At 70.1% G+C, this 21,568-nt stretch carries 21 protein-coding genes; 12 read left to right on the forward strand and 9 right to left on the reverse strand.

Translation table 11 applies throughout. The annotated features are described in order from the left end of the window. Nucleotides 1-16: 16 nt before the first annotated feature. The 4 genes from CVH10_RS10690 to edd form a co-directional block, all read right to left on the reverse strand. Entirely contained in the window at nucleotides 17-892 is an 876-nt protein-coding gene (locus CVH10_RS10690) for an aldo/keto reductase (protein WP_106488670.1), read from the reverse strand. Next, a complete protein-coding gene (locus tag CVH10_RS10695) occupies nucleotides 889-1,878 on the reverse strand; it encodes a D-hexose-6-phosphate mutarotase (protein ID WP_035598947.1) in 990 nt (329 codons plus the stop codon). The genes CVH10_RS10690 and CVH10_RS10695 overlap by 4 nt, the downstream gene beginning before the upstream one ends. A 40-nt stretch (nucleotides 1,879-1,918) precedes the next feature. Then, the gene (gene glk, locus CVH10_RS10700; protein WP_035598949.1) at nucleotides 1,919-2,884 is read right to left on the reverse strand and encodes a glucokinase; all 966 of its coding nucleotides are present in this window, start codon (nucleotides 2,882-2,884) and stop codon (nucleotides 1,919-1,921) included. A 167-nt stretch (nucleotides 2,885-3,051) separates the two neighbouring features. Then, nucleotides 3,052-4,938, reverse strand: a complete 1,887-nt coding sequence (edd, locus tag CVH10_RS10705) for a phosphogluconate dehydratase (RefSeq protein WP_035598952.1) — start codon at nucleotides 4,936-4,938, stop codon at nucleotides 3,052-3,054. A 232-nt stretch (nucleotides 4,939-5,170) separates the two neighbouring features. On the opposite strand from edd, the gene CVH10_RS10710 reads away from it, so the two are divergent. The 12 genes from CVH10_RS10710 to lpxL all read left to right on the forward strand — a co-directional run bounded on the left by CVH10_RS10710 (nucleotide 5,171) and on the right by lpxL (nucleotide 15,991). Beyond that, entirely contained in the window at nucleotides 5,171-6,316 is a 1,146-nt protein-coding gene (locus CVH10_RS10710) for a GNAT family N-acetyltransferase (RefSeq protein WP_106488671.1), read from the forward strand. Between the two features lie 91 nt (nucleotides 6,317-6,407). Beyond that, nucleotides 6,408-6,704, forward strand: coding sequence for a cell division protein FtsB (gene ftsB / locus CVH10_RS10715; RefSeq protein ID WP_035598959.1), 297 nt, complete (start codon nucleotides 6,408-6,410; stop codon nucleotides 6,702-6,704). After that, nucleotides 6,701-7,429, forward strand: a complete 729-nt coding sequence (gene ispD / locus CVH10_RS10720) for a 2-C-methyl-D-erythritol 4-phosphate cytidylyltransferase (RefSeq protein WP_106488672.1) — start codon at nucleotides 6,701-6,703, stop codon at nucleotides 7,427-7,429. Before ftsB ends, ispD begins: the two co-directional genes overlap by 4 nt. Then, nucleotides 7,429-7,914 carry a 2-C-methyl-D-erythritol 2,4-cyclodiphosphate synthase gene (ispF, locus tag CVH10_RS10725; RefSeq protein ID WP_106488732.1) on the forward strand — a complete coding sequence of 162 codons (486 nt, stop codon included), beginning with the start codon at nucleotides 7,429-7,431 and terminating at the stop codon, nucleotides 7,912-7,914. The genes ispD and ispF overlap by 1 nt, the downstream gene beginning before the upstream one ends. Next, nucleotides 7,907-9,061, forward strand: coding sequence for a tRNA pseudouridine(13) synthase TruD (gene truD, locus CVH10_RS10730; protein ID WP_106488673.1), 1,155 nt, complete (start codon nucleotides 7,907-7,909; stop codon nucleotides 9,059-9,061). Before ispF ends, truD begins: the two co-directional genes overlap by 8 nt. Beyond that, nucleotides 9,036-9,782, forward strand: a complete 747-nt coding sequence (surE, locus tag CVH10_RS10735; protein WP_035598966.1) for a 5'/3'-nucleotidase SurE — start codon at nucleotides 9,036-9,038, stop codon at nucleotides 9,780-9,782. The genes truD and surE overlap by 26 nt, the downstream gene beginning before the upstream one ends. Further along, nucleotides 9,769-10,461, forward strand: coding sequence for a protein-L-isoaspartate(D-aspartate) O-methyltransferase (locus tag CVH10_RS10740; protein ID WP_035598969.1), 693 nt, complete (start codon nucleotides 9,769-9,771; stop codon nucleotides 10,459-10,461). The genes surE and CVH10_RS10740 overlap by 14 nt, the downstream gene beginning before the upstream one ends. Nucleotides 10,462-10,620: 159 nt before the next feature. Beyond that, nucleotides 10,621-11,559 (forward strand): DUF368 domain-containing protein, encoded by a 939-nt coding sequence (locus CVH10_RS10745; RefSeq protein ID WP_181244389.1) that lies wholly within the window; start codon nucleotides 10,621-10,623, stop codon nucleotides 11,557-11,559. Beyond that, complete coding sequence (locus tag CVH10_RS10750; RefSeq protein WP_106488675.1) at nucleotides 11,552-12,652, forward strand: peptidoglycan DD-metalloendopeptidase family protein; 1,101 nt, start codon at nucleotides 11,552-11,554, stop codon at nucleotides 12,650-12,652. Before CVH10_RS10745 ends, CVH10_RS10750 begins: the two co-directional genes overlap by 8 nt. A gap of 117 nt (nucleotides 12,653-12,769) precedes the next feature. After that, nucleotides 12,770-13,753 (forward strand): RNA polymerase sigma factor RpoS, encoded by a 984-nt coding sequence (gene rpoS / locus CVH10_RS10755; protein ID WP_035598977.1) that lies wholly within the window; start codon nucleotides 12,770-12,772, stop codon nucleotides 13,751-13,753. Nucleotides 13,754-13,950: 197 nt separating this feature from the next. Beyond that, the gene (gene alr, locus CVH10_RS10760; RefSeq protein WP_106488676.1) at nucleotides 13,951-15,051 is read left to right on the forward strand and encodes an alanine racemase; all 1,101 of its coding nucleotides are present in this window, start codon (nucleotides 13,951-13,953) and stop codon (nucleotides 15,049-15,051) included. Between the two features lie 19 nt (nucleotides 15,052-15,070). Beyond that, nucleotides 15,071-15,991 (forward strand): LpxL/LpxP family Kdo(2)-lipid IV(A) lauroyl/palmitoleoyl acyltransferase, encoded by a 921-nt coding sequence (lpxL, locus tag CVH10_RS10765; protein WP_035598984.1) that lies wholly within the window; start codon nucleotides 15,071-15,073, stop codon nucleotides 15,989-15,991. Here the strand turns inward: lpxL and CVH10_RS10770 are convergent. From CVH10_RS10770 to CVH10_RS10790, 5 genes are all read right to left on the reverse strand, one after another. Further along, entirely contained in the window at nucleotides 15,985-17,322 is a 1,338-nt protein-coding gene (locus tag CVH10_RS10770) for a DUF2254 domain-containing protein (RefSeq protein WP_035598986.1), read from the reverse strand. The genes lpxL and CVH10_RS10770 overlap by 7 nt on opposite strands. A gap of 167 nt (nucleotides 17,323-17,489) precedes the next feature. Then, a complete protein-coding gene (gene ettA / locus CVH10_RS10775; protein ID WP_106488677.1) occupies nucleotides 17,490-19,151 on the reverse strand; it encodes an energy-dependent translational throttle protein EttA in 1,662 nt (553 codons plus the stop codon). Nucleotides 19,152-19,267: 116 nt separating this feature from the next. Next, complete coding sequence (locus CVH10_RS10780) at nucleotides 19,268-19,480, reverse strand: PA3496 family putative envelope integrity protein (protein WP_035598990.1); 213 nt, start codon at nucleotides 19,478-19,480, stop codon at nucleotides 19,268-19,270. 188 nt (nucleotides 19,481-19,668) lie between these two features. Continuing rightward, on the reverse strand, nucleotides 19,669-20,103 hold the full coding sequence (locus tag CVH10_RS10785) for a PAS domain-containing protein (protein WP_106488678.1): 435 nt from the start codon (nucleotides 20,101-20,103) through the stop codon (nucleotides 19,669-19,671). A 103-nt stretch (nucleotides 20,104-20,206) separates the two neighbouring features. After that, a complete protein-coding gene (locus CVH10_RS10790; RefSeq protein WP_106488679.1) occupies nucleotides 20,207-21,520 on the reverse strand; it encodes an MFS transporter in 1,314 nt (437 codons plus the stop codon). Between the last annotated feature and the right edge of the window lie 48 nt (nucleotides 21,521-21,568).

A 21,568-nucleotide genomic window follows, 5' to 3' on the forward strand; every position in this document is an offset into this window, starting at 1 on the left:
TGATGAAGGGGCGGGCTCAGGCCACCTCGTGGCCGCGGGCGGCCTCGAGCAGGGCGAACCAGGCCGGACGCGACAGCTCGAGCGAGGCGTCCCGGTACAGCGTCTCGATGCGCTCGGGCTTGAGGCTGCCGATCACCGGCAGTGGCCGCCCGGGCAGGGCGCGCAGCCAGGCCAGGGCCAGTCCGGCGGGGCTGACGCCGTGGGCCTCGGCCTGGGAACGCAGCAGCGCGGCCGCCGGGCCGTCCAGCGCTCGGCCGCCGCCCAGCGGCGACCAGGCCATGGGGGCCTGGCCGTCGCCGATCACGGCATCGTAGAGGCCGTCGAACAGCGGCGCGCTATGGTCGAGCGAGAGCTGCAGCTGATGCGCCGACAGGCGACCGTGCATGCCGGCCTGCAGCCGGCGCCAGGCCTCCGGCAGGAAGTTGGAGACGCCGGCGGCGCCGATCTTGCCGGCCGCGATGGCGTCGTCCAGGGCGCGACCGGTGGCCTCTGCGTCCATCAGCGGGTCGGGACGATGCAGCAGGAAGTGGTCCAGCCGCGCCACGCCGAGCCGCGCGAGCGAGGCGTCGATGGCCTGGGTCACGTAGGCCGGGGAACTGTCGTAGTGCTTGACGGCGAACGGCGAGCCGTCGCGCCCGGGCGTGACGATGTCGGTCTTGGTCACCACCCGTACCCGCCGGGCGAGGCCGGGGCGGGCGCGCAGCGCGTCCCCGAACAGTCGCTCGCCGGCGCGGTCGCCGTAGATGTCGGCATGGTCGAACCAGGCCAGGCCCTGATCGAGGCGCGCCTCGATCCAGTCGGCCAGCCGTTCGGCGGCGTGCAGCGCCGGTGCCTGGTGCAGGTTCATCATGCCCAGCGCGAAGGGCGCCTCGAAGGTCGGGGGGTGGCTCATGCGCCGGTCTCGAGCGAGAGGGTGGTGCCCAGCAGGTGCTGGGCGCCGGGCACCAGCCATACCGGGTCGAGCCGGGTGTTGGCCGACTCGACGCACAGGAAGTGGCCGGCCGCGGCGGCGGAGGTATCGGCCGGGCGTTCGTCGCCGGGATGCCAGACCACCGCGGAGTCGCTGCCCTGGCGGGCGATGCGCAGCCGGCGCTGGCCGTCGTCCAGCGTCAGCTCGGCGTTGGTGTGGTAGATGCGGTCGAGGCCGCCACGCACGCCCAGCTCGCCCTGCTGCTCGCGCTCGGCGAAGTCGGCGAGCTTGTCCAGGTAGCGGGCGCCGGCCAGCCCCTCGACGCGGCAGGCCTGGGCATCGGCCACCGCCAGGTAGCTGTGCAGGGCGCCGGTGATCTTCACCGGGGTCTCGCCGCGGTGCTCGGTGATCAGCTCCACGTGCAGGCGATTGGCGTTGGCCTGGATCACCGCCCGCGGCACCAGCTGGGAGTGCAGGCGCTCCAGCGGCGAGAGGTGCAGCTCGACGCCTTCCTCGTGCTCGTCCACGGCGTCGAGGCGCCAGTCGGCCTTGCGCGCTGGGCCGTGCATCGGACCGGAACGGTCCTCGGACTCGTCGGCGGTGTTCTCGTCGGCGAACCACGGCCAGCACAGCGGGATGCCGCCGCGGATGGCGCCGGGCAGCGCCTGGGGCGTGGGCGTGACCCACAGCCAGCCACCGTCCACCAGGGCTTCCTCGCTCTGATCCGGGCTGGGAGTGCTGGTGCGCGTTCGCGTGTCTTCGGACGCGTTAGAGAGCGGCGACACAGAAGCGCCTGCGGCTCGCGCGGCATCGGGCGCGGGAAGATAGTGAAGCACCTGGGCGCCCTGAAGCGACACCACGAGTTCACCCCAGGCTTCGTTGGCCAGCCACACCTCGCGGCCGGCCCATTCGGCGCGGCGCTGTCCGTCGGTGGCGTCCAGCAGGGCGCGCAGGGATGCGGGAATCATGCGATCTCCTCCATCGGGCCGATCGACGCCTGGCGTCGAGCTATTCGACCTCTTCGTTGTGCAGGGCCTCGGCGGCGCCCAGCAGGCCCGTCCAGGGGGCGGTGACGACCCGGACCGGAATGTCGGCGTTGTAGCCGTTCATGCGGCCCTTGTCGGCGAAGGCCTCGCGGAAACGACTCTGCGGCAGCCAGTCGAGCAGCCGCGGGAGGATGCCGCCGCACAGGTAGACCCCGCCCCGGGCGCCGAGGGTGAGCGCGGCATCGCCGCTGACGTCGCCGAGGATCTTCAGAAAGCGCAGCAGGGTATCACGGGCGAGGGGATCTTCGCCGGCCGCCTCGGTGACCTCGGCAGGCGTGGCGTAGCGCGGGTTGGTGCCTTTCAGCGAGCAGTGCGCCAGATAGAGATCGAGCAGTCCCTGGCCGCACAGCAGCCGCTCCACGGAGATGCGCCCGTAGCGATTGCGGAAGTGGCGCAGCAGGTTGTGTTCGCGCTCGTCGGTGGGGGCGAAGGTCACGTGGCCGCCCTCGGCGGGCAGTGGAATCCAGGCGTGGCGGCCGGGAAAGACGCCGGCCACGCCGAGCCCGGTGCCAGGGCCGATCACCAGCCGGGCGGCGTGGGGGATGGCGACCCCGGCCTGGACCTCGACCAGCTCGTCGTCGGCCACGTGGGGCACGCCCAGGGCCTGGGCGGTGAAATCGTTGATCGGCTTGAACAGCTCCAGCCCCAGGGCATCCTTCACTTCGGCGCGGGTGAACGACCAGGGGTTGTTGGTCATCTTGATCCGCTCGCCGTGGGTCGGGCAGGCGAAGGCCAGGCAGGCCTCCCGGGGGGCATCATCGCCCACGGCGCCGACCCGTTCCAGGTAGTCGCGTATGGCCTCGACCAGGCCAGGGTAGTCGGCGCAGGGCAGGCTCAGGATGTCGTGGGGCTCGAAGCCCCCCGGGGTCACCAGGGCGAAGCGGGCGTTGGTGCCCCCGATATCGCCGATCAGTGCGGGTCGGGTCATCGTCGATTCGTCTCTCAATCAGTCATGCCGGTCGGGTCATCGTCGATTCGTCTCTCGATCAGTCACGACAGCCGGGCCGGTCCCATGCACCCGATCGCCGCCCCATGAGGGCGGCGACGGGCATCATGGCAGTGCCGCTTACCGCCGGCGTAGCATCGGGCGAGGCCTCAGGCGTCCTCGTCGTGGATCTGGCCGGCCTGGCGGGCCAGGTCGTCGGCCTCGAAGCCGCCGAACACCCCGGCGCCTTCCTCGCCGCGCATGGCCAGGTGGCGGAAGCCGCCGAACAGCTCGCGGCCCAGGCCGACGTGGTAGTGGTCCAGCTCGGCCACCCGCTGCTCGCGGTCGGCCCAGGTCGCGGCATCCACCTTGGCCTCGAGGGTGCCGGCGTTGGCGTCGAGGCGCACGATATCACCATCGCGCAGCTTGGACAGCGGGCCGCCGTCCAGTGCCTCGGGGCTGATGTGGATGGCCGCCGGGACCTTGCCCGAGGCGCCGGACATGCGGCCGTCGGTGACCAGCGCCACTTTGTGGCCGCGGTCCTGCAGCACGCCGAGGAAGGGCGTCAGCTTGTGCAGCTCCGGCATGCCGTTGGCCTTGGGGCCCTGGAAGCGCACCACGGCGACCACGTCGCGGTCCAGCTCGCCGGCGTCGAAGGCCGCCTTGAGCTCGTTCTGATCCTCGAAGATGCGTGCCGGCGCCTCGACCAGGCGATGCGCTTCCTGCACCGCCGAGACCTTGATCACGCCGCGGCCCAGGTTGCCGTCGAGCACGGTGAGGCCGCCGGTGGGCGCGAAGGGCTCATCCACGCCGCGCAGCACCTCGGTGTCGAGGCTGGCCTCGGGACCCTCGCGCCACACCAGCTTGCCGTCCTCCAGGAACGGCTCCTGGGTGTAGGCGGTCATGTCGGTGCCGAACGCGGTGGGAATGTCGCTGTGGATCAGGCCGGCGCCGATCAGCTCTCGGAACAGGTAGCTCATGCCGCCGGCGGCCTGGAAGTGGTTGATGTCCGCCTGGCCGTTCGGGTAGACCTTCATCAGGCTCGGCGTCACCGCGGAGAGGTCGGTGAAGTCGTCCCAGGTCAGGGTGATGCCGGCCGCCGCGGCCATGGCCACCAGGTGCATGGTGTGGTTGGTGGAGCCGCCGGAGGCCAGCAGGCCGACCACGGCGTTGACGATGGCGCGCTCGTCGATCTGCTGGTAGAAGGGGCGGTAGCTGCCGCCGGGCTCGGTGTTGCGGATCGCCTGCTCGGTGGCGAAGCGGGTCAGCGCCTCGCGCATCTCGGTTCCCGGGTTGACGAAGGAGGTCCCCGGCAGGTGCAGGCCCATCATCTCCATCATCAGCTGGTTGGAGTTGGCGGTGCCGTAGAAGGTACAGGTCCCCGGGCTATGGTAGGAGTCGGACTCCGCCTGGAGCAGGTCCTCGCGGCTGGCCTTGCCCTCGGCGAACAGCTGGCGCACCCGGGCCTTCTCCTTGTTCGGCAGGCCGCTCGGCATCGGGCCGGCGGGCACGAACATGGCCGGCAGGTGGCCGAAGCGCGCCGCGGCGATGAACAGCCCCGGCACGATCTTGTCGCACACGCCCAGATAGAGCGCGGCGTCGAACATGTTGTGTGACAGCCCCACGGCGGTGGCCATGGCGATCACGTCGCGGGAGAACAGCGACAGCTCCATGCCCGGCTGGCCCTGGGTGACGCCGTCGCACATGGCCGGCACGCCGCCGGCGAACTGGGCGGTGGAGCCCATGTCGCGGGCCGCGGCCTTGATGGTCTCGGGGAAGGTCTCGAACGGCTGATGGGCCGAGAGCATGTCATTGTAGGCCGAGATGATGCCCAGGTTCGCCGAGTTCATCAGCTTCAGCGAATCCTTGTCCTGACTGCCGCAGGCGGCGAAGCCGTGGGCCAGGTTGCCGCAGGAGAGCTCGCCGCGGTGGACGCCGCGCCGGTGCTGATCGGCCATGCGCTGCTCGTAGAGGGCGCGGCGCTCGGCGCTGCGCTCACGGATGCGCTGGGTGACCTGCTGGACGGTGGCGTTGAGTGGCGTGGAAGCTTGAGCCATGGAGCACCTCGGCAACGAAAGGGGTGTGATTTCGTAAGTTTAACAAAAGTATCGCCCAAAAGCCGGGGGCGGACCGGGGTATACGGCTATAGTTGTAATTAATTTACCATGACGAGCGTGTGAAGGCGCCCTCGTCGTGAGGGAAAAGACAGGGCGTCCGGCGCGCTGTCAGGATGTCATCTAGGGTAGGTGCTGCGTCGGCCATCGTCAGCCGGCCGGGCCGGGAGAGTTCATGAGTCGATTGCGTGTCGTCGAACAAGCCGCCGCGGCGGAAGTGCCGGCCGGTGACTGGAACGCCCTGGTGGGCGACGATCATCCGTTCCTGCGCCACGAGTTCCTGCACGCCCTGGAGGCCAGCGGGGCGGCGAGCGAGGCGAGCGGCTGGTCGCCGCGGCATCTGACGCTGTGGCGCGACGAGGCGCTGGTCGGGCTGCTGCCGTACTACCACAAGCATCATTCCTACGGCGAATACGTCTTCGACTGGGCCTGGGCCGACGCCTGGGAGCGGGCCGGCGGGCGCTACTATCCCAAGGGGCTCAGCGCGATTCCGTTCACCCCGGCACCGGGGCCGCGGCTGGCGCTGGCCGACGACGTCGACCCGCTCGAGGCGCGTCGACGCCTGGCCGAGCGCTGGGAAGCGTCGACGCTGTCGAGCTGGCACCTGCTGTTCGCCGAGGAGGGCGAGGTCGATGCCTGGCGCCAGGCGCGGCCCGAGCTGATCGCCCGGGCCGGGGTGCAGTTCCAGTGGCAGGACCGGGGCTATGGCGACTTCGAGGGTTTCCTCGCCGCCCTGACCTCCAAGCGGCGCAAGGCCATTCGCCGCGAGCGTCGCCGAGTCGCCGAGCAGGGGCTGACCCTGCATCGGCTGGAGGGCGAGGCAATCGGCGAGGCCGATCTGGCGCACTTCTACCGCTGCTACCAGATCACCTACCTGGAACGCGGCCAGCAGGGCTATCTCAACCGCGACTTCTTCATGCGGCTGCGCCGCGACCTGCCCGAGGCGCTGGTACTGGTCCAGGCGCGTCTCGAGGGGCGGCCGGTGGCCGCGGCCCTGTGCCTGCAGGGAAACCGCACGCTCTATGGCCGCTACTGGGGCAGCGAGATCGAGGCCGACGGCCTGCACTTCGAGGCTTGCTACTACCAGGGCATCGAGCACTGCCTGGCTCGGGGCCTGACCCGTTTCGACCCCGGCACCCAGGGCGAACACAAGCTGGCCCGTGGCTTCGCGCCGCGGCGGCTGACCTCGCTGCATCATGTCGCCGATCCGCGGCTGCGCGCCGGGGTGGCGCGCTTCTGCGCCGAGGAGGCCGAGCACGTGGCGGCTTACGTCGCGGCCGCCGAGCGGGCGCTGCCGTTCCGCCTCGACGACGGCGGCTGACGCCCGTCAGATGCCGGGGCTTTGATGGATGAGGCGGCTCGGGGAAGATGGCATACTACGCCCTCGAATTCCCTGGTGACGGACCCTCTACATGCTCAAGTGGCTGGCCATCGTGCTCATCGCCCTGCAGGCGCTGTTGCAGTATCGCCTGTGGCTCGGCGAGGGCGGACTGCGCGAGCTGGCCGAGGTGCGCCAGCGAGTGGACCGCCTGGAGGCCGAGAATGCGCCGCTGCGGGCGCGCAACGAGCGCCTCGCCGCCGAGGTGGTCGATCTCAAGAACGGCCTCGATGCCATCGAGGAGCGCGCGCGCAGCGATATCGGCATGGTGCGCCGCGACGAGCAGTTCTTCTGGGTGCCCGACGCCGAGCCGGCCGGGGAGGCGCCGTGAGCGAGCGCCTCTGGCTGGTGGTACCCGCCGCGGGCCGCGGCCGGCGCATGGGCGCCGCCCTGCCCAAGCAGTATCTGCCCCTGGCCGGCCTCAGCGTGCTGGCCCGCACCCTGGCGCGGCTCCACGAGGCCTTCCCCGAGGCGCGGCTGTGCCTGTGCCTGGACCCCGATGACGAACGCTTCGACCCGGCCGCAGTGCCCTTTGCCGACTGGCGGCGGGTGCCCGGCGGCGCCGAGCGCGTCGACTCGGTGACCAACGCCCTGGCCGCCATCGCCGGCGAGGCCGGCGCGGACGATACGGTGCTGGTCCATGACGTGGCCCGGCCCTGCGTGCGGGCCGAGGACCTGCGTCGGCTGGCGTCGGCGGTGGCCGACGACGCGGTGGGCGGGCTGCTGGCCGCGCCGGTGGCCGACACCATGAAGCGCGACGATGGCACCGGCCGGGTCGGCGGCACCGAGCCTCGGGACGGCCTGTGGCACGCCCTGACGCCCCAGGGCTTCGGCTACGGGCTGCTGCGCCGAGCGCTCGCCGAGGCCGCCGAACGCGGCGTCGCCGTCACCGACGAGGCCTCCGCGGTGGAGGCGCTGGGCCTCTCGCCGCGCCTGGTGAGCGGGCGCCGCGACAATCTCAAGATCACCCATCCGGAGGATCTGGCGCTGGCCGAGGCCATTCTCGCCGCCCAGGAAACGCCCGACTCCTCCGCCGACAGGAACGACAGCGCATGATGCGAATCGGCCACGGCTTCGACGTCCACCGCTTCGGCGAGGGCGACCACCTGCGGATCGGCGGCGTCGCCATTCCCTTCGACCGCGGCTTCGTCGCCCACTCCGACGGTGACGTGCTGCTGCATGCGATCTGCGATGCCCTGCTCGGCGCCTGCGCGCTGGGCGACATCGGCCGCCACTTCCCCGACACCGATCCGGCCTGGGCCGGCGCCAACAGCCGCGAACTGCTGCGCCGGGTGGTGGCGCAGGTGCACGCGGCGGGCTACCGGGTCGGCAATCTGGACGCCACGGTGATGGCCCAGGCGCCCAAGCTCTCGCCCCACGTCGAGGCCATGGCCGAGGCCATCGCCGCCGACCTGGCGGTGGCGCGCGGAGCGGTCAACGTCAAGGCGACCACCACCGAGCGGCTGGGCTTCACCGGCCGCGGCGAGGGCATCGCCGCCGAGGCCGTGGTGCTGCTGATGCAGGAGCGCGACGATGTCTGAGGCGACTCCCGAGGCGACGTCCGAGCGGCCGCAGGCCCCGATCGCCTGGCCGCCGAGCTGGCCGCGGGTGCTGGACGCGCACTTCGGCGCGCCGCGCCCCGGCGGCTACCGCGCCACGCCGGAGGACTTCCAGGTCGAGGAGCAGCTCGGCTTCGAGCCGGAAGGGCAGGGCGAGCACCTGTGGCTGTGGATCGAGAAGCGCGACCTGACCACCGCCATGGTCGCTCGCCGCCTGGCCAAGGCCTGCGAGGTCACCCAGCGCGACGTCGGCTACGCCGGCATGAAGGATCGCCATGCGGTGACGCGCCAGTGGTTCTCGGTGCACCTGCCCGGCCGCGAGGCGCCGGACGATCTCGAGGCGCGGCTGGCCGACCTGCCGTTGACGCTGCTCGAGGCGACCCGCCATCCGCGCAAGCTCAAGCGCGGCGTGCACGCCGCCAACCGCTTCCGGCTGCGGGTCACCGGCGAGGCGCTGGAAGACCCGCATCTCGCCGAGCGCTGGGCCTGGCTGTGTCACCACGGCGCCGCCAATTACTTCGGGCCGCAGCGCTTCGGCCCCGACGGGCGCAATATCCATCGCGCGGCCGGCGTGCTGGCCCGGGGCTGGCGCAAGCGCGACGACCGCGAGGGCATGCTGCTCTCCGCGGCGCGCAGCTACCTGTTCAACGAGCTGCTGGCCGCGCGCATCGCCGAAGGCAGCTGGGCGACGCCGCTGCCGGGCGAGGCGGTGATCCTCGACGGCTCGTCGAGCCAGTTCGTGGCCGAGACGGTCGACGACTCGCTGGTCGCGCGCGCCGAGCGGCTCGACCTGCACCCGAGCGGCGTGCTCTGGGGGCAGGGCCGTTCGGTGGCCCAGGGCGATGCCCTGACGCGCGAAGAGGCGCTGGCCGAGGCGCATCCCGCGCTGTGCGACGGCCTCGTGCGCGCCGGGGTGAAGACCGCCCGGCGGCCGCTGCGCCTGCGCCTGGCCGCACCGCGGCTGGCGCCCGGCGAGGGCGAGGCCTGGTTCTCCTTCACGCTGCCCCGCGGCGCCTTCGCCACCGCCGTGCTGCGCGAGCTGATCGCTCACCCGACCCTGAGTTTCCACCCGCCCCGCCAGGGGCCCGAACAAGGAGCCGCGGATGCGTCGACTGCTGCTGTCCAATGATGACGGCGTGCATGCTCCCGGGCTGCGTGCCCTGCATGATGCCCTGGCCCCCCACGCGCGGCTGCGCGTGGTGGCCCCCGACCGCGACAAGAGCGGTGCCAGCAATTCCCTGACCCTGACCCGCCCGCTGGCGCTGTCGACCCTGGACAACGGCTTCTACAGCGTCGACGGCACCCCGGCGGACTGCGTCTACCTGGGCGTCAACGGGGTCTGGGAAGAGCGTCCGGACCTGGTGATCTCGGGCATCAACCATGGCGGCAACCTGGGCGACGACGTGCTCTATTCGGGCACCGTGGCCGCCGCCATGGAAGGCCGTAACCTGGGCATGTCGGCGATTGCCATGTCGCTGGTCGGCCACCGCTACTTCGAGACCGCCGGCCGCGTGGCGGCGAGCCTGGTCGGGGCCGCCGATCGGCTCTCGCTGCCGCCGCGCAGCCTGCTCAACGTCAACGTGCCGGACCTGCCCTGGGAGGAAATCCGCGGCCTCAAGGTGACGCGCCAGGGCTACCGGGGGCCGGCCGCCGAGCCGCTGGAGGTGCTCGACCCGCGCGGGCGCAAGCGCTACTGGATCGCCGCCGCGGGCGAGAGCGCCGACGACGGCCCGGATACCGATTTCGCCGCCGTGGAGGCCGGCTACGTGTCCATCACCCCGCTGCAGCTCGACCTGACCCGGCATGCGGCGCGGGACGACGTGCAGGAATGGCTGGATGCACTCACCTGACTCTCGCCGCCGGCTGCGTCCGGAGCTGTTGAAGGGCGTCGGCATGACCTCCCAGCGCACCCGCGACCGCATGGTCGAGCGCCTGGCCCGCCAGGGCATCGCCGACCGGCGGGTGCTGGAGACGATGGCCGAGGAGCCGCGCCACCTGTTCCTCGACGAGGCGCTGTCTCACCGCGCCTACGAGGACACCTCGCTGCCCATCGGCCACGGCCAGACGCTGTCGCAGCCGTGGATCGTGGCGCGGATGACCGAGCTGGTGCGCGAGGAGGCGCCGACGAGGGTGCTGGAGGTCGGTACCGGCTCCGGCTACCAGACCCTGATACTGGCGCGGCTGGTGACGGAACTCTGGTCGGTGGAGCGAATCAATGCCCTGCATCGTCGCGCCGGCGAGCGGCTGCGGCTGCTGGGCGTGCACAACGCCCACCTGCGGCTGGCCGACGGCGGCCACGGCTGGCCCGAGGCCGCGCCTTTCGAGGTCATCCTGCTGACCGCCTGCGCCGGCTCGCTGCCCGAGCCGCTGCTGGCCCAGCTGGCCGACGGTGGAGTGATGATCGCGCCGCTGGCCGAGCGTGACGGCCGGCAGTGGCTGGTGCGGGTACGCCGTCAGGGGGAGCGCTTCGAGAAGGAGCGCCTGGAGCCGGTGCGCTTCGTGCCGCTGCTGGAAGGAGTGATCCGCTAGGCCCGGATCGGGTCGGCAGGCGCCAGGGAAGGCGTCGGGGCCGCGAAAGCGCTGATCTATGTCGTGAGCGTTCACGGCGAGTCGCCATATATCAGTGTTTTCTCAGGGAGTAACAGGTTCTTGAAGCGTCAACTAGGTCTCTTGTTCAGGGGCGCCGGCATGGGCGCCGCCGATGCGGTGCCCGGTGTCTCCGGCGGCACCATCGCCTTCATCACCGGCATCTACGAGGAGCTGCTGCTGACCGTGCGTCGCTTCGGCCCCAGTGCCTTCGGCGCCTGGCGCCAGGGCGGCATGGCCGGGCTGATCGCCCATCTCAACCTCGGCTTCCTGGTGCCGCTGCTGGCCGGCATCGCCGCCAGCCTGATCAGCGTCGCCCACCTGGTGGTGTGGCTGATGGAGGATCACCCGCTGCTGCTCAACGGCTTCTTCTTCGGCCTGGTGGCGGCCTCCGCGCTGGTGGTCGGCCGGCATCCCGCCGACTGGCGATTCTGGCACCTGCTGCCGCTGGCCATCGGGCTGCTGCTGGCCCAGCTGCTGCCGGCGCTGATGCCGCTGATCGGGCGGCTCGGCAGCCCCGAGCTCATGCTGGTGGTCGGCGGTGCCATCGCCATCAGCGCCATGCTGCTGCCCGGGGTCTCGGGCAGTTTCCTGCTGCTGACCATGGGGCTGTATGGCAAGGTGATGGATGCGATCCGCGATGTCGACCTGGGGGCGATCCTGCTGTTCGGCGGCGGCTGCCTGATCGGGCTGTTCGCCTTCTCGCGGCTGCTGTGCTGGTTGCTGCTGCGCTTTCACACCGCCACCCTGCAGCTGCTGGTGGGGTTCATCCTCGGCTCGCTGCCGGTGCTGTGGCCCTGGCGCGAGCTGGTGAGCTACCAGCTCGGGCCGGACGGCCAGATGATTCCCCTCGACTACCGTTACCTGACGCCGTCGGCGTTCACCGAGGTGACCGGTGATCCCGCTCACCTGCTGGGAGTGGCGGCGCTGATGCTGGCCGGCGCCGCCCTGGTGTGGAGCATCGGCAGGACCCAGAATGGCGATCAGACCGTTGCCCCGGGCGGGCGACACGAGAACAAGGAGGAAGGTTCCGATGCATAAGGTTTTGCTCATTTCAGGGCTGGCCCTGACCCTGGCGGGCTGCGCCGCCTCCCAGGAAGCCCCGCCGCCGGTGCAGGTCCAGGACCTGTCGTCCAGCCGGTCGGCCGAGCGCCCGGCCAGCTATACCGTCGAGGCCGGCGATACCCTCTACGGTATCGCCTGGCGCCACGACATGGACTACCGCGATCTGGCGCGTCTCAACCGCATCGAGCCGCCCTACAACATCCAGCCGGGCCAGCAGCTGACGCTGGGCGGCAGCGCCAGCGCCGGCAGCAGCAGCGCCAGTGCATCCGGCGGGGCGGTCAGCGCCGCGGCGGCCGGCGGCGCCGTGGCGACCGGCCTCGGTGGCGAGAGCCAGGACGACGGGTCGCTGGACTGGCTGCTGCCCGACGGCAGCACCGAGCGCAGCGGCGACCAGGCGCAGGCCGGGGAGGCCGCCGCTGGAGACGAGGCGGGCAGTGACGGTCCGGGGCCGGTTTACGATCCCGAGAGCCCGGGCGCCGACGGTACCCTGAGCGAGAGCGACCAGGCCGAGCGCCGCAGCCGCGAGGAGCGTGAGCAGGCGGTGGCGGACGGCGAGGCCCAGGCCGCTTCCGATGCCGGGGCCACCCAGGCCGCCGAGAGCGAGTCCGAGGCCGAGTCGCAGGCCGATGCCGGCACCCGGGTGGCCGGCGAGCCGGAGGCCGAATCCCGCGAGTCGCGCAGCTACACGCCGGTGGATGAGGTGCCCTGGCAGTGGCCCGTCGACGGCGAGGTGGTCGGGACCTTCGGCGAGGGAGGCAGCATCACCGCCGGCATTGATATCGATGGGCAAAAGGGGCAACCTGTCAAGGCGGCCGGGCCAGGCATCGTGGTCTACGCGGGCAGTGGCGTACGCGGGTACGGCAACCTGATCCTGCTCAAGCACAACGATGAGTTCCTGAGCGCCTACGCCCACAACGACAGCCTGAGGGTCAAGGAAAACGACGTTGTCGAGACTGGCGAGGTGATCGCCACCATGGGCGACAGCGACGCCGAGGATGTCAGGCTGCACTTCGAGGTGCGCAAGGACGGCCAGCCTCAGGATCCGCTGGAGTTTCTGCCCAAGCGTTGAATGAAAAGGGTCGCCAAGCCGCTCGTGTCAGCAAAGCAACACAATACAATGACAACCTCTGACATCGATCGTTTCGAGCATGACACGGTGCTCGATACAACCATGGGGTAACAATCGATGAGCATGCTTGAACGGGACCTGAACGAGGTGGACATGGAGTCGGCAGAGGAGGCCGGTGAGCAGGAGGTCGAACTCGAGACCGCCGCGCCCGATGATGCGGACGCGGCCTTCGAGAAGGCGCTGAGCCGCGAGGACCGCCACTATCACCACAGCCTCGATGCTACCCAGATCTACCTCAACGAGATCGGCTTCTCGCCGCTGCTGACGCCGGAGGAGGAGGTCTTCTACGGCCGCCTCGCCCGCAAGGGCGACCCCGCCGGCCGCTCGCGGATGATCGAGTCCAACCTGCGCCTGGTGGTCAAGATCGCACGGCGCTACCTGAATCGCGGCCTGACCCTGCTCGACCTGATCGAGGAGGGTAACCTGGGGCTGATCCGCGCCGTGGAGAAGTTCGACCCCGAACGCGGCTTCCGCTTCTCCACCTACGCCACCTGGTGGATTCGCCAGACCATCGAGCGGGCACTGATGAACCAGACCCGCACGATCCGCCTGCCGATCCACGTGGTCAAGGAGCTCAACATCTACCTGCGGGCGGCCCGCGAGCTGACCCAGAAGCTCGACCACGAGGCCACCGCCGAGGAGATCGCCGAACACCTCGACAAGCCGGTGGAGACCGTCAAGAAGATGATGGGTCTCAACGAGCGCGTCTCGTCGGTGGACTATCCCGTGGGGGCGGAGAGCGACAAGCCGCTGATCGAGACGCTGACCGACGACAACGAGCTGGGGCCGGAATCGAATCTGGTGGACGGCGACGTCAAGCAGCACGTCGACGACTGGCTGGCCGAGCTCACCGACAAGCAGTGCGAGGTGGTGGTGCGCCGCTTCGGATTGCGCGGTCACGAGGCCTCGACCCTCGAGCAGGTCGGCGAGGAGATCGGCCTGACCCGTGAGCGGGTGCGCCAGATCCAGGTCGAAGCGTTGAAGAAGCTGCGCCGCATGCTCGACAAGCAGGGGCTCGACCTCGACGCCATCTTCGAGTGACCCACCCCTCGAGCCGAAAGCCAGGACCCGCGTCCTGGCTTTCTTCGTTATGACATGTCGATAGTCATATCAACTGCAAGTGTGTTGATTAGCACTAATTTTCACTGTTTTTTTGCATTAATTCGGTGTTTGTGGCCGTGAAAACGGCGCCGGTTTGCAAAATAATGGAGGTTTTGCCCTTTCCGGAGATGCCTCGCATGGCAAGACCGCTACGCGCCGATATCGACCTGGACGCCCTGCGTCACAACTACCGCCTGGCCCGCGAGCTGGCACCTCACAGCCAGGCCGTGGCGGTGCTCAAGGCCGACGCCTACGGTCATGGCCTGATCGCCTGTGCGCGGGCCCTGGAGGGGCTGGCGCCGGCCTTCGCCGTGGCCTGCATCGAGGAGGCCGAGGCCCTGCGCGAGGGCGGTATCACGGCGCCCGTGGTGCTGCTGGAGGGCATCTTCGAGGCCAGCGAGCTCGAGCGCGTCGAGGCCCTGGGCCTGTGGGTGGCGGTGCACAGCGACTGGCAGCTGGACGCCCTGCTGGCGCGTCGCCCGGCGCGGCCCACCCCGGTGTGGCTGAAGGTGGATTCCGGCATGCACCGGCTGGGCTTCCCTCCCGAGCGGGCCGAGGCGGCCTGGCGACGCCTCAGCGAAGCCCCCGAGTGCGTCACCGACCTGCACCTGATGAGCCACTTCGCCACCGCCGACGCCGTCGACAGCGCCTATTTCCATCGCCAGTCGGCGCTGCTGGCCGAGCTCGCCGAGCGGCTCGGCGCGCCCACCTGCCTGGCCAACTCCCCGGCGACCCTGGCCCGCGCCGAGGCCCACGGCGCCTGGAATCGCCCCGGCGTGATGCTCTACGGCAGCGACCCCCTCGAGGCGCCCAACGCCGCCAGCCGGCGGCTTCGCCCGGTGATGACCCTGCATTCGGAGATCATCGCCGTGCGCGACCTCGAGGCGGGCGAGCCGGTAGGCTACGGCGGCCGCTGGACGGCGCCGCGGCCCTCGCGCGTCGGCGTCGTGGCCTGCGGCTATGGCGACGGCTACGATCGCCACGCCGTGGACGGCACGCCGGTGCTGGTCGACGGCCGCCGCGCCGCCATCGCCGGCAAGGTGTCCATGGACATGTTGATCGTCGACCTGACCGAGCTGCCCGAGGCCGATATCGGCAGCGAGGTGGTGCTGTGGGGGCGGGCGTCGAACGGCGAGGTGCTGTCGGTGGACGAAGTGGCCCGCCACTGCGACACCATCAGCTATACGCTGCTCACCGGGGTGCTGCCCCGGGTGCCGAGGCGCTATCATGGGGGCTGAACCCGAGTAAGAGCGCCCCATGTCCAAGGACGAGACCGCCACACCGACTTCCTTCGCCCATCCCCGTTACTGGCCGACCTGGCTGTCCATCGGTGCCATGCGCGTCGCCGCCTGGCTACCCTGGCGGCTCAAGCTGTGGATCGGCCGGGCCATCGGCCTGGCCGCCTGGCGCTTTGCCGGTCGGCGGCGGCACATCACCGAGACCAACATCCGGCTGTGCTTTCCCGAACTGGACGAGGACCAGCGTGCTCGTCTGGTGCGCGAGGCCTTCATCGCCAACGGCATCGGCATCCTGGAGACGGCCACCGGCTGGTGTCGCGATCCCGAGCACCTGCGCCACCGCGTGACCTTCAAGGGCCAGGAGCACATGGAGCGCGCCCAGGCCCAGGGCAAGGGCGTGCTGATCATTGGCATCCACTTCTCGACCCTGGATCTGGGCGGGGCCCTGCATTCGCTGTTCTTCTCCGCCGACGCGGTCTATCGTCCCCACGACAACCCGCTGTTCGAGCGCTTCATGACCCGCGCCCGCTCGCGCATCTTCGGCCGCGCCATCGACCGCCACGACCTGCGTGGCGTGGTGCGCCGGCTCAAGGCCGGCCACAACGTCTGGTATTCGCCGGACCAGGACTTCGGCCGCGACGCCAGCGTCTTCGCCCCCTTCTTCGGCGTCGAGGCGGCGACCGTCAAGCTGACCGCCAAGATCGCCCGCATGACCGGGGCGCCGGTCATGCCGCTGGTCTTCCACCGCAATCCCGACGACCGCACCTATACCCTGGAGTACCTGCCGGCGCTGGAAGGCTTCCCCAGCGGCGACGAAGTGGCCGACGCCACCCAGGTCAACGCCGTCATCGAGGCCGCCATCCGCCGTCATCCCGAGCAGTATCTGTGGCTGCACCGCCGCTTCAAGACCCGCCCCAGGGGCGAGCCGAAGCTCTACTGACCCGCGCCACCCTTCGGCGGCAGCTCGCGGGGCAGCGCCAGCCGGTGCCGTCCCCGGGTCAGCCGGTCGCCGACGAAGGCCCGGTCCATGGGATGGTCGGAGATGCGCTCGAGCCGCACCACGACGCGCTCGGCCATGGCCTGCAGGGCGCTGAGCCGGGTGCCGTCTGCCTCGAGTGACAGCACCTTCAGCGCCTTGAGCAGCCCCAGCAGCACGCTCTGATCGTCGCCGCCGTAGTGCAGCAGCGGCACGAACAGCCGATGCAGCAGGCTGTCGAGGCCTTCCAGCGGCCAGGTCACCCGCAGGCGTTGCTGCTCGTCGAGCAGGGCGTTGGCCGGCTGCCAGGCCAGATGATGGCGCAGCAGGTCGGTCAGGCGATGCAGGCACAGCCGCGCCGTGCCCGGGTCGTTGATGCCCGGCGACAGGGCCTTGATCGCCACCTCCATCAGCTGCGTCATGCCGTGCACGTAGTGTTCGCTCACCGACTCGCCGTCCAGCCGTACCAGGCACTCCTGCAGCGCCTCCTCCCAGGCCGCGTCCGGCGCCTCCTCGGCCTCCAGCATGGCCACGGGGGCGCCCTCGATCAGATAGTCGCCGAAGCGAAAGCTCAGGTGCAGCCGGCCGTTCACGCCTGCCGCCAGCCTCGCCATGGCGGTGAGATCGGCGCCCTGGACATAGCCTTCCTGGCGCATCCGGATCTCGTGGCAGGGCGGTCGCGGCAGCGGTCGCGCGTCCATGCATCGCCAGCGCTCTCCCTGCTGACGCGCCTGCTGGCGATGCATGGCCCGGAGCGTGGTGTCATGCAGATCACGGATCACGGCGTCGATCTGGACCGATTGCGAGGCGTTGTGGATGAAATAGACGAACAACCCCAGGCAGTGCACGACCAGGACGCAGGCCAGATAGACGGCGGGCGCCATCCAGCCCCGGGCGTCGTCCGGGGCCATCAGCAGCAGGAGCAGCAGCAGGATGGTGCCGAGGTAGTGGCCCAGCACCCACTGGTGGCGGCGCTCGCTGATCAGTCCGAACACCAGCTTGTGGGAGAAGTTGCCGCCGGCCTGCGAGAGGATCGACATGACCATGGAGAAGCTGAACACCATCAGCGAGATCATGCCGCCGAGCAGCGCGGTCATCAGCCCGCGGGCGCCGTCGGGCAGCGGGGGAATCCAGGCCTCGAGGCCATCGGGAAAGCCGACGTCGAGGGTGGTGCTGAGCAGGATCATGAGGCCCAGCAGGCCGTAGCTCGCGGCGGCCAGGGTCGGCAGGTAGGCGATGCTGCTGGCGAAGCGCCGGAACAGCTGAACGGGGTGAAGCAGAAGCGTCGGTGACATGGCCGGTCCTCGCGCGGCCAGGATGACGGCATTCGCGGCGCCGCGCTCCGCCACATCTTCTTATGGCGGCTTAGGCCGCCGCTGTCCAGCGGTCGGGGCCAACGCAAAAACCCCACGACCAGCCGGCCGTGGGGTTGTCGTCCCGCTTCCAGCGCTAGGCTGTCAGCTTAGGCATCAATCCTTTTGTACTTCATGCGATGCGGGGTCTCGTCGCCGACGCGCTTCTTGTGATCCGCCTCGTACTCGGTGTAGTTGCCCTCGAAGAACTCCACGTGCGACTCGCCCTCGAAGGCGAGGATGTGCGTGGCGATGCGGTCGAGGAACCAGCGGTCGTGGGAGATCACCAGGGCGCAGCCGGGGAAGGCCAGCAGGGCTTCCTCGAGGGCGCGCAGGGTCTCGATGTCCAGGTCGTTGGACGGCTCATCGAGCAGCAGCACGTTGGCGCCCTGCTTCAGCGTCTGGGCCAGCTGCAGGCGACCGCGCTCGCCGCCGGACAGGTCCGACAGGCGCTTCTGCTGGTCGTTGCCCTTGAAGTTGAAGCGGCCGACGTAGGCCCGCGAGGAAACCTCGTAGCCGTTGATGTTGAGGATGTCCTGGCCGTCGGACACCGCTTCCCAGACGGTCTGCTTGTTGTCGAGCGCGTCGCGCAGCTGCTCGACGTAGGCGATGTCGACGGTCTCGCCCTTGACCACCTCGCCGGTGTCCGGCTGCTCGGTGCCGTTGATCAGCTTGAACAGGGTCGACTTGCCGGCGCCGTTGCCGCCGACGATGCCGACGATGGCGCCGGGCGGAATCGCGAAGTCCAGGTTCTCGTACAGCAGCTTGTCATCGAACGCCTTGGACACGCCGTGGAACTCGATGACCTTGTCGCCCAGGCGCGGACCGGGCGGAATGTAGATCTCGTTGGTCTCGTTGCGCTGCTGGAAGTCGCCGGACTGCATCTCCTCGAAGCGGTTGAGGCGTGCCTTGCTCTTGGCCTGGCGGCCCTTGGCGTTGGAGCGTACCCACTCGAGCTCGTGCTTGATGGCCTTCTGGCGCGAGGCTTCCTGCTTGGCTTCCTGCTCCAGGCGCTGCTCCTTGGCCTCGAGCCACTGGGAGTAGTTGCCCTCGAAGGGAATGCCTTCGCCGCGGTCGAGCTCGAGGATCCAGCCGGCCACGTTGTCGAGGAAGTAGCGGTCGTGGGTGATCGCCACCACGGTACCGTTGTAGTCGTGCAGGAAGCGCTCGAGCCAGGCCACGGACTCGGCGTCCAGGTGGTTGGTCGGCTCGTCGAGCAGCAGCATGTCGGGGCTGGAGAGCAGCAGGCGGCACAGCGCCACGCGGCGGCGCTCGCCACCGGAGAGGTGACCTACCTGGGCCCCCCAGGGCGGCAGACGCAGGGCCTCGGCGGCCACCTCGAGCTTGCGCTCCAGGTTATGGGCGTCGGCGGCCTCGATGATGTTCTCGAGGCGGGCCTGCTCGGCGGCCAGGGCATCGAAGTCGGCGTCCGGCTCGGCGTAGGCGGCATAGACGCCGTCGAGTTTCTCCTGGGCTTCCTTGATGGCGCCCAGCGCTTCTTCCACGGTCTCGCGAACGTTCTTTTCGTCGTCGAGCTCCGGCTCTTGGGGCAGGTAGCCGACGTTGATGCCCGGCATCGGGCGGGCCTCGCCCTCGAACTCGGTGTCGACGCCGGCCATGATGCGCAGCAGGGTCGACTTGCCCGCGCCGTTGAGGCCGAGCACGCCGATCTTGGCGCCGGGGAAGAAGGACAGCGAGATGTCCTTGAGAATCTGTTTCTTGGGCGGAACGACCTTGCCCACCCGATTCATGGTGTAGACGTATTGCGCCATGGAATCTCACTAATGGTTGGAAAAGCGGGTTTGGGAGTGCGGGTTGGAGGTTTTGAGTGCGGACTCCGCTGGCCCACGATGATAGAGCCCGCACCCCGGAAAGGCCAGCCGGCCCCTCACTCCTCCTCGTCGAGGTCCCAGTGGTCGTCGATGGTGCGCCTCAGGCGGCGCTCCTCCAGCAGCGCCTCCAGGCGGCGTCTGGCCTGTAGCTGTTCGGCACGGCTGGCCGGTCGGGCACGGCGATCGTCGTCATCGTTGACGGCCTCGTCGGGGGCGTCGTCATAGGCGTCGTCGTGAAGGGGTGCTTCGTGATAGCTGTTCGGGCGCATGCGAGGTCCTCCCATGGCCGGCCGCGAAGGGCGGCGAAACGGATCCGAACCCCGCGTGGCGCGAGGCCCCAGGGCGCCGTTGCGGGCACCTGACGGCTATATAAGGCGAGACGGGAGGCGATGCAAGTCCCCCGCGCGACATGGCGTGTCGCGCGGGGCAGTCAGGGGTGATATGGAGGTGCGGCGGTTCAGGACAGGCCGTGTTCTTCCTTGAGGCGGGCCAGCTCCTGCTGGGCCTCGACGCGGGCGGTGACGTCCTTCTGCACGCCGATGAAGTAGGTGAGGTTGTCCTGCTCGTCGAATACCGGGGTGATCGACAGCTCGTTGTAGAACAGGGTGCCGTCCTTCTTGTAGTTGCGCAGCACCTCGCGGCAGGGGCGACCCTCGGAGAGCGCCTGACGGATCTCCACCAGCCCCGGCTGGTCGCGATCGTCGTTCTGCAGGAAGCGGCAGTCGCGGTAGAGGATCTCGTCGGCGCTGTAGCCGGTCAGGCGCTCGAAGCCCTGGTTGACGTAGATCAGGATGTTCTCGTCGCCTTCCTGTTCGGCGACGACGATGCCGTCCTCGGAGGCATCGACCATGCGTTCGAGCAGGTCGGGGCTGATCATGGCGGGGCGTTTCATCGAGGCATTCCTGTCGCGAGATCGTGATGGACCGCGCCGCGTGCGCGGTCCCGTTGCGAAGTATCATGGCCAGCCGCCGGCCGGATTTCAACGCCGGCTACCCTCATTCCACCTCCGGCAGGCGCTGAGTGCTGGCCGCCGCGGCCAGCGCGGTCGCGGCCAGCGCTAGCAGCAGGGCGCCGCTGCCGAGCCACTGGGCCAGGGCGCCGACCAGTCCGCCGACGATCAGCATCAGTACGCCGGTCAGGGTGTTGGAGAGTGCCACGTAGAGCGCGCGATCCTCGGCGCCGGCCAGGTCGACGACGTAGGTCTTGCGTCCCAGCCGGGCCCCGGCGTGGACGATCACCAGCAGCGCGTAGAGCCCGGCGTAGGGCCAGACGCTGGTGGTCCAGGCCTGGGGCAGCCAGGCCAGCAGCGCGCCGGCCGCGCAGCACACGGCGGTGCCGAGGGCGGCGAGACGCATCACCCGGCGGCTGGAGTCGTCGGCGCGCTTGCCCCAGATCGGGCTGGCCAGCATGCCGGCGAGGCCGGAGACGATCACCAGCACGCCCAGGTCGCCGAGTTCGTCGCCGCTCTGGCGCTGGCCCAGCAGGGCGACGTAGGGCAGTGCCAGGGCGCTCGACAGCAGCAGCGCCCGGGACAGGTTGAAGTGGCGGAAGGCACGGTCCTGGCGCAGCAGGCGCAGGCCCTCGCGCAGCGTCGAGGCGATGCTGTCGCCGCCTTCCGAGGCGCCGGGCACCTCGTGGATGCGCGCGGCGCACAGCGCATTCACGGCCCAGCCCAGGGCGGCCACCCCCAGCAGCGCGGCCAGGGCGAGCTCCCCGGGGCGGTCACCGAAGGCCATCAGCACCACGCCGGCGGCCAGGGTGGCGGCGCCGGCCAGGCTGCCGCTCCAGCCCATCAGGGTGCCCCGGCGCTGCTTGGCGATGGTCTTGCCCAGCACGTCCTTGGTGGCGATCGACGACAGGCCCCGGGCCAGTGACAGCACCACCAGCACGGCGAGCACCAGGGCGCCGCCTAGCCCGCCCCGGCCGAACAGCGCCAGCAGGGCCAGGGCGGCCGCGGCCAGCGCCTGGAGCAGGGCGCCGGCCACCCATACGCCCTTGCGCTCGGGGCGGCCGCGGATGACGCCGGCCACGAACACCTGGGGCAGCAGGGCGCCGGCCTCGCGGATCGGCACCAGCAGACCGACCATCCAGATCGGCGCGCCGATGGCGCCGAGCAGCCAGGGCAGTACCAGCCGGGCACTGGCCAGCTCGTCGGCGAGCTTGTTGCCCAGCGATGCCGCCAGATGCAGGAAGAAGTTGCGCGGCTGCTCCTGGCAGGCCTCGTCGGGGATGTCCTTGCACATCCGGCTGTCCTCGTCGCCGGTCAGCCGCTCGTAGAGGCGGGTCTGGCTGATCTCGGGGGCGGCCATGGTGGCTCCTCGCTGGTAGGATGAAGCGCTCATTGTTGCGACAGGAAG

This window comes from Halomonas sp. ND22Bw (assembly GCF_003011945.1).
GTDB classification, from domain to species: domain Bacteria; phylum Pseudomonadota; class Gammaproteobacteria; order Pseudomonadales; family Halomonadaceae; genus Halomonas; species Halomonas halophila.

Bases quoted from the DNA above. Each gene is read 5' to 3' on its own strand.
- CVH10_RS10690 (WP_106488670.1), bottom strand. From the start codon at position 892: ATGAGCCACCCCCCGACCTTCGAGGCGCCCTTCGCGCTGGGCATGATG.
- CVH10_RS10695 (WP_035598947.1), bottom strand. From the start codon at position 1,878: ATGATTCCCGCATCCCTGCGCGCCCTGCTGGACGCCACCGACGGACAG.
- glk (WP_035598949.1), bottom strand. From the start codon at position 2,884: ATGACCCGACCCGCACTGATCGGCGATATCGGGGGCACCAACGCCCGC.
- edd (WP_035598952.1), bottom strand. From the start codon at position 4,938: ATGGCTCAAGCTTCCACGCCACTCAACGCCACCGTCCAGCAGGTCACC.
- CVH10_RS10710 (WP_106488671.1), top strand. From the start codon at position 5,171: ATGAGTCGATTGCGTGTCGTCGAACAAGCCGCCGCGGCGGAAGTGCCG.
- ftsB (WP_035598959.1), top strand. From the start codon at position 6,408: ATGCTCAAGTGGCTGGCCATCGTGCTCATCGCCCTGCAGGCGCTGTTG.
- ispF (WP_106488732.1), top strand. From the start codon at position 7,429: ATGCGAATCGGCCACGGCTTCGACGTCCACCGCTTCGGCGAGGGCGAC.
- truD (WP_106488673.1), top strand. From the start codon at position 7,907: ATGTCTGAGGCGACTCCCGAGGCGACGTCCGAGCGGCCGCAGGCCCCG.
- surE (WP_035598966.1), top strand. From the start codon at position 9,036: ATGCGTCGACTGCTGCTGTCCAATGATGACGGCGTGCATGCTCCCGGG.
- CVH10_RS10740 (WP_035598969.1), top strand. From the start codon at position 9,769: ATGCACTCACCTGACTCTCGCCGCCGGCTGCGTCCGGAGCTGTTGAAG.
- CVH10_RS10745 (WP_181244389.1), top strand. From the start codon at position 10,621: ATGGGCGCCGCCGATGCGGTGCCCGGTGTCTCCGGCGGCACCATCGCC.
- CVH10_RS10750 (WP_106488675.1), top strand. From the start codon at position 11,552: ATGCATAAGGTTTTGCTCATTTCAGGGCTGGCCCTGACCCTGGCGGGC.
- rpoS (WP_035598977.1), top strand. From the start codon at position 12,770: ATGAGCATGCTTGAACGGGACCTGAACGAGGTGGACATGGAGTCGGCA.
- alr (WP_106488676.1), top strand. From the start codon at position 13,951: ATGGCAAGACCGCTACGCGCCGATATCGACCTGGACGCCCTGCGTCAC.
- lpxL (WP_035598984.1), top strand. From the start codon at position 15,071: ATGTCCAAGGACGAGACCGCCACACCGACTTCCTTCGCCCATCCCCGT.
- CVH10_RS10770 (WP_035598986.1), bottom strand. From the start codon at position 17,322: ATGTCACCGACGCTTCTGCTTCACCCCGTTCAGCTGTTCCGGCGCTTC.
- ettA (WP_106488677.1), bottom strand. From the start codon at position 19,151: ATGGCGCAATACGTCTACACCATGAATCGGGTGGGCAAGGTCGTTCCG.
- CVH10_RS10780 (WP_035598990.1), bottom strand. From the start codon at position 19,480: ATGCGCCCGAACAGCTATCACGAAGCACCCCTTCACGACGACGCCTAT.
- CVH10_RS10785 (WP_106488678.1), bottom strand. From the start codon at position 20,103: ATGAAACGCCCCGCCATGATCAGCCCCGACCTGCTCGAACGCATGGTC.
- CVH10_RS10790 (WP_106488679.1), bottom strand. From the start codon at position 21,520: ATGGCCGCCCCCGAGATCAGCCAGACCCGCCTCTACGAGCGGCTGACC.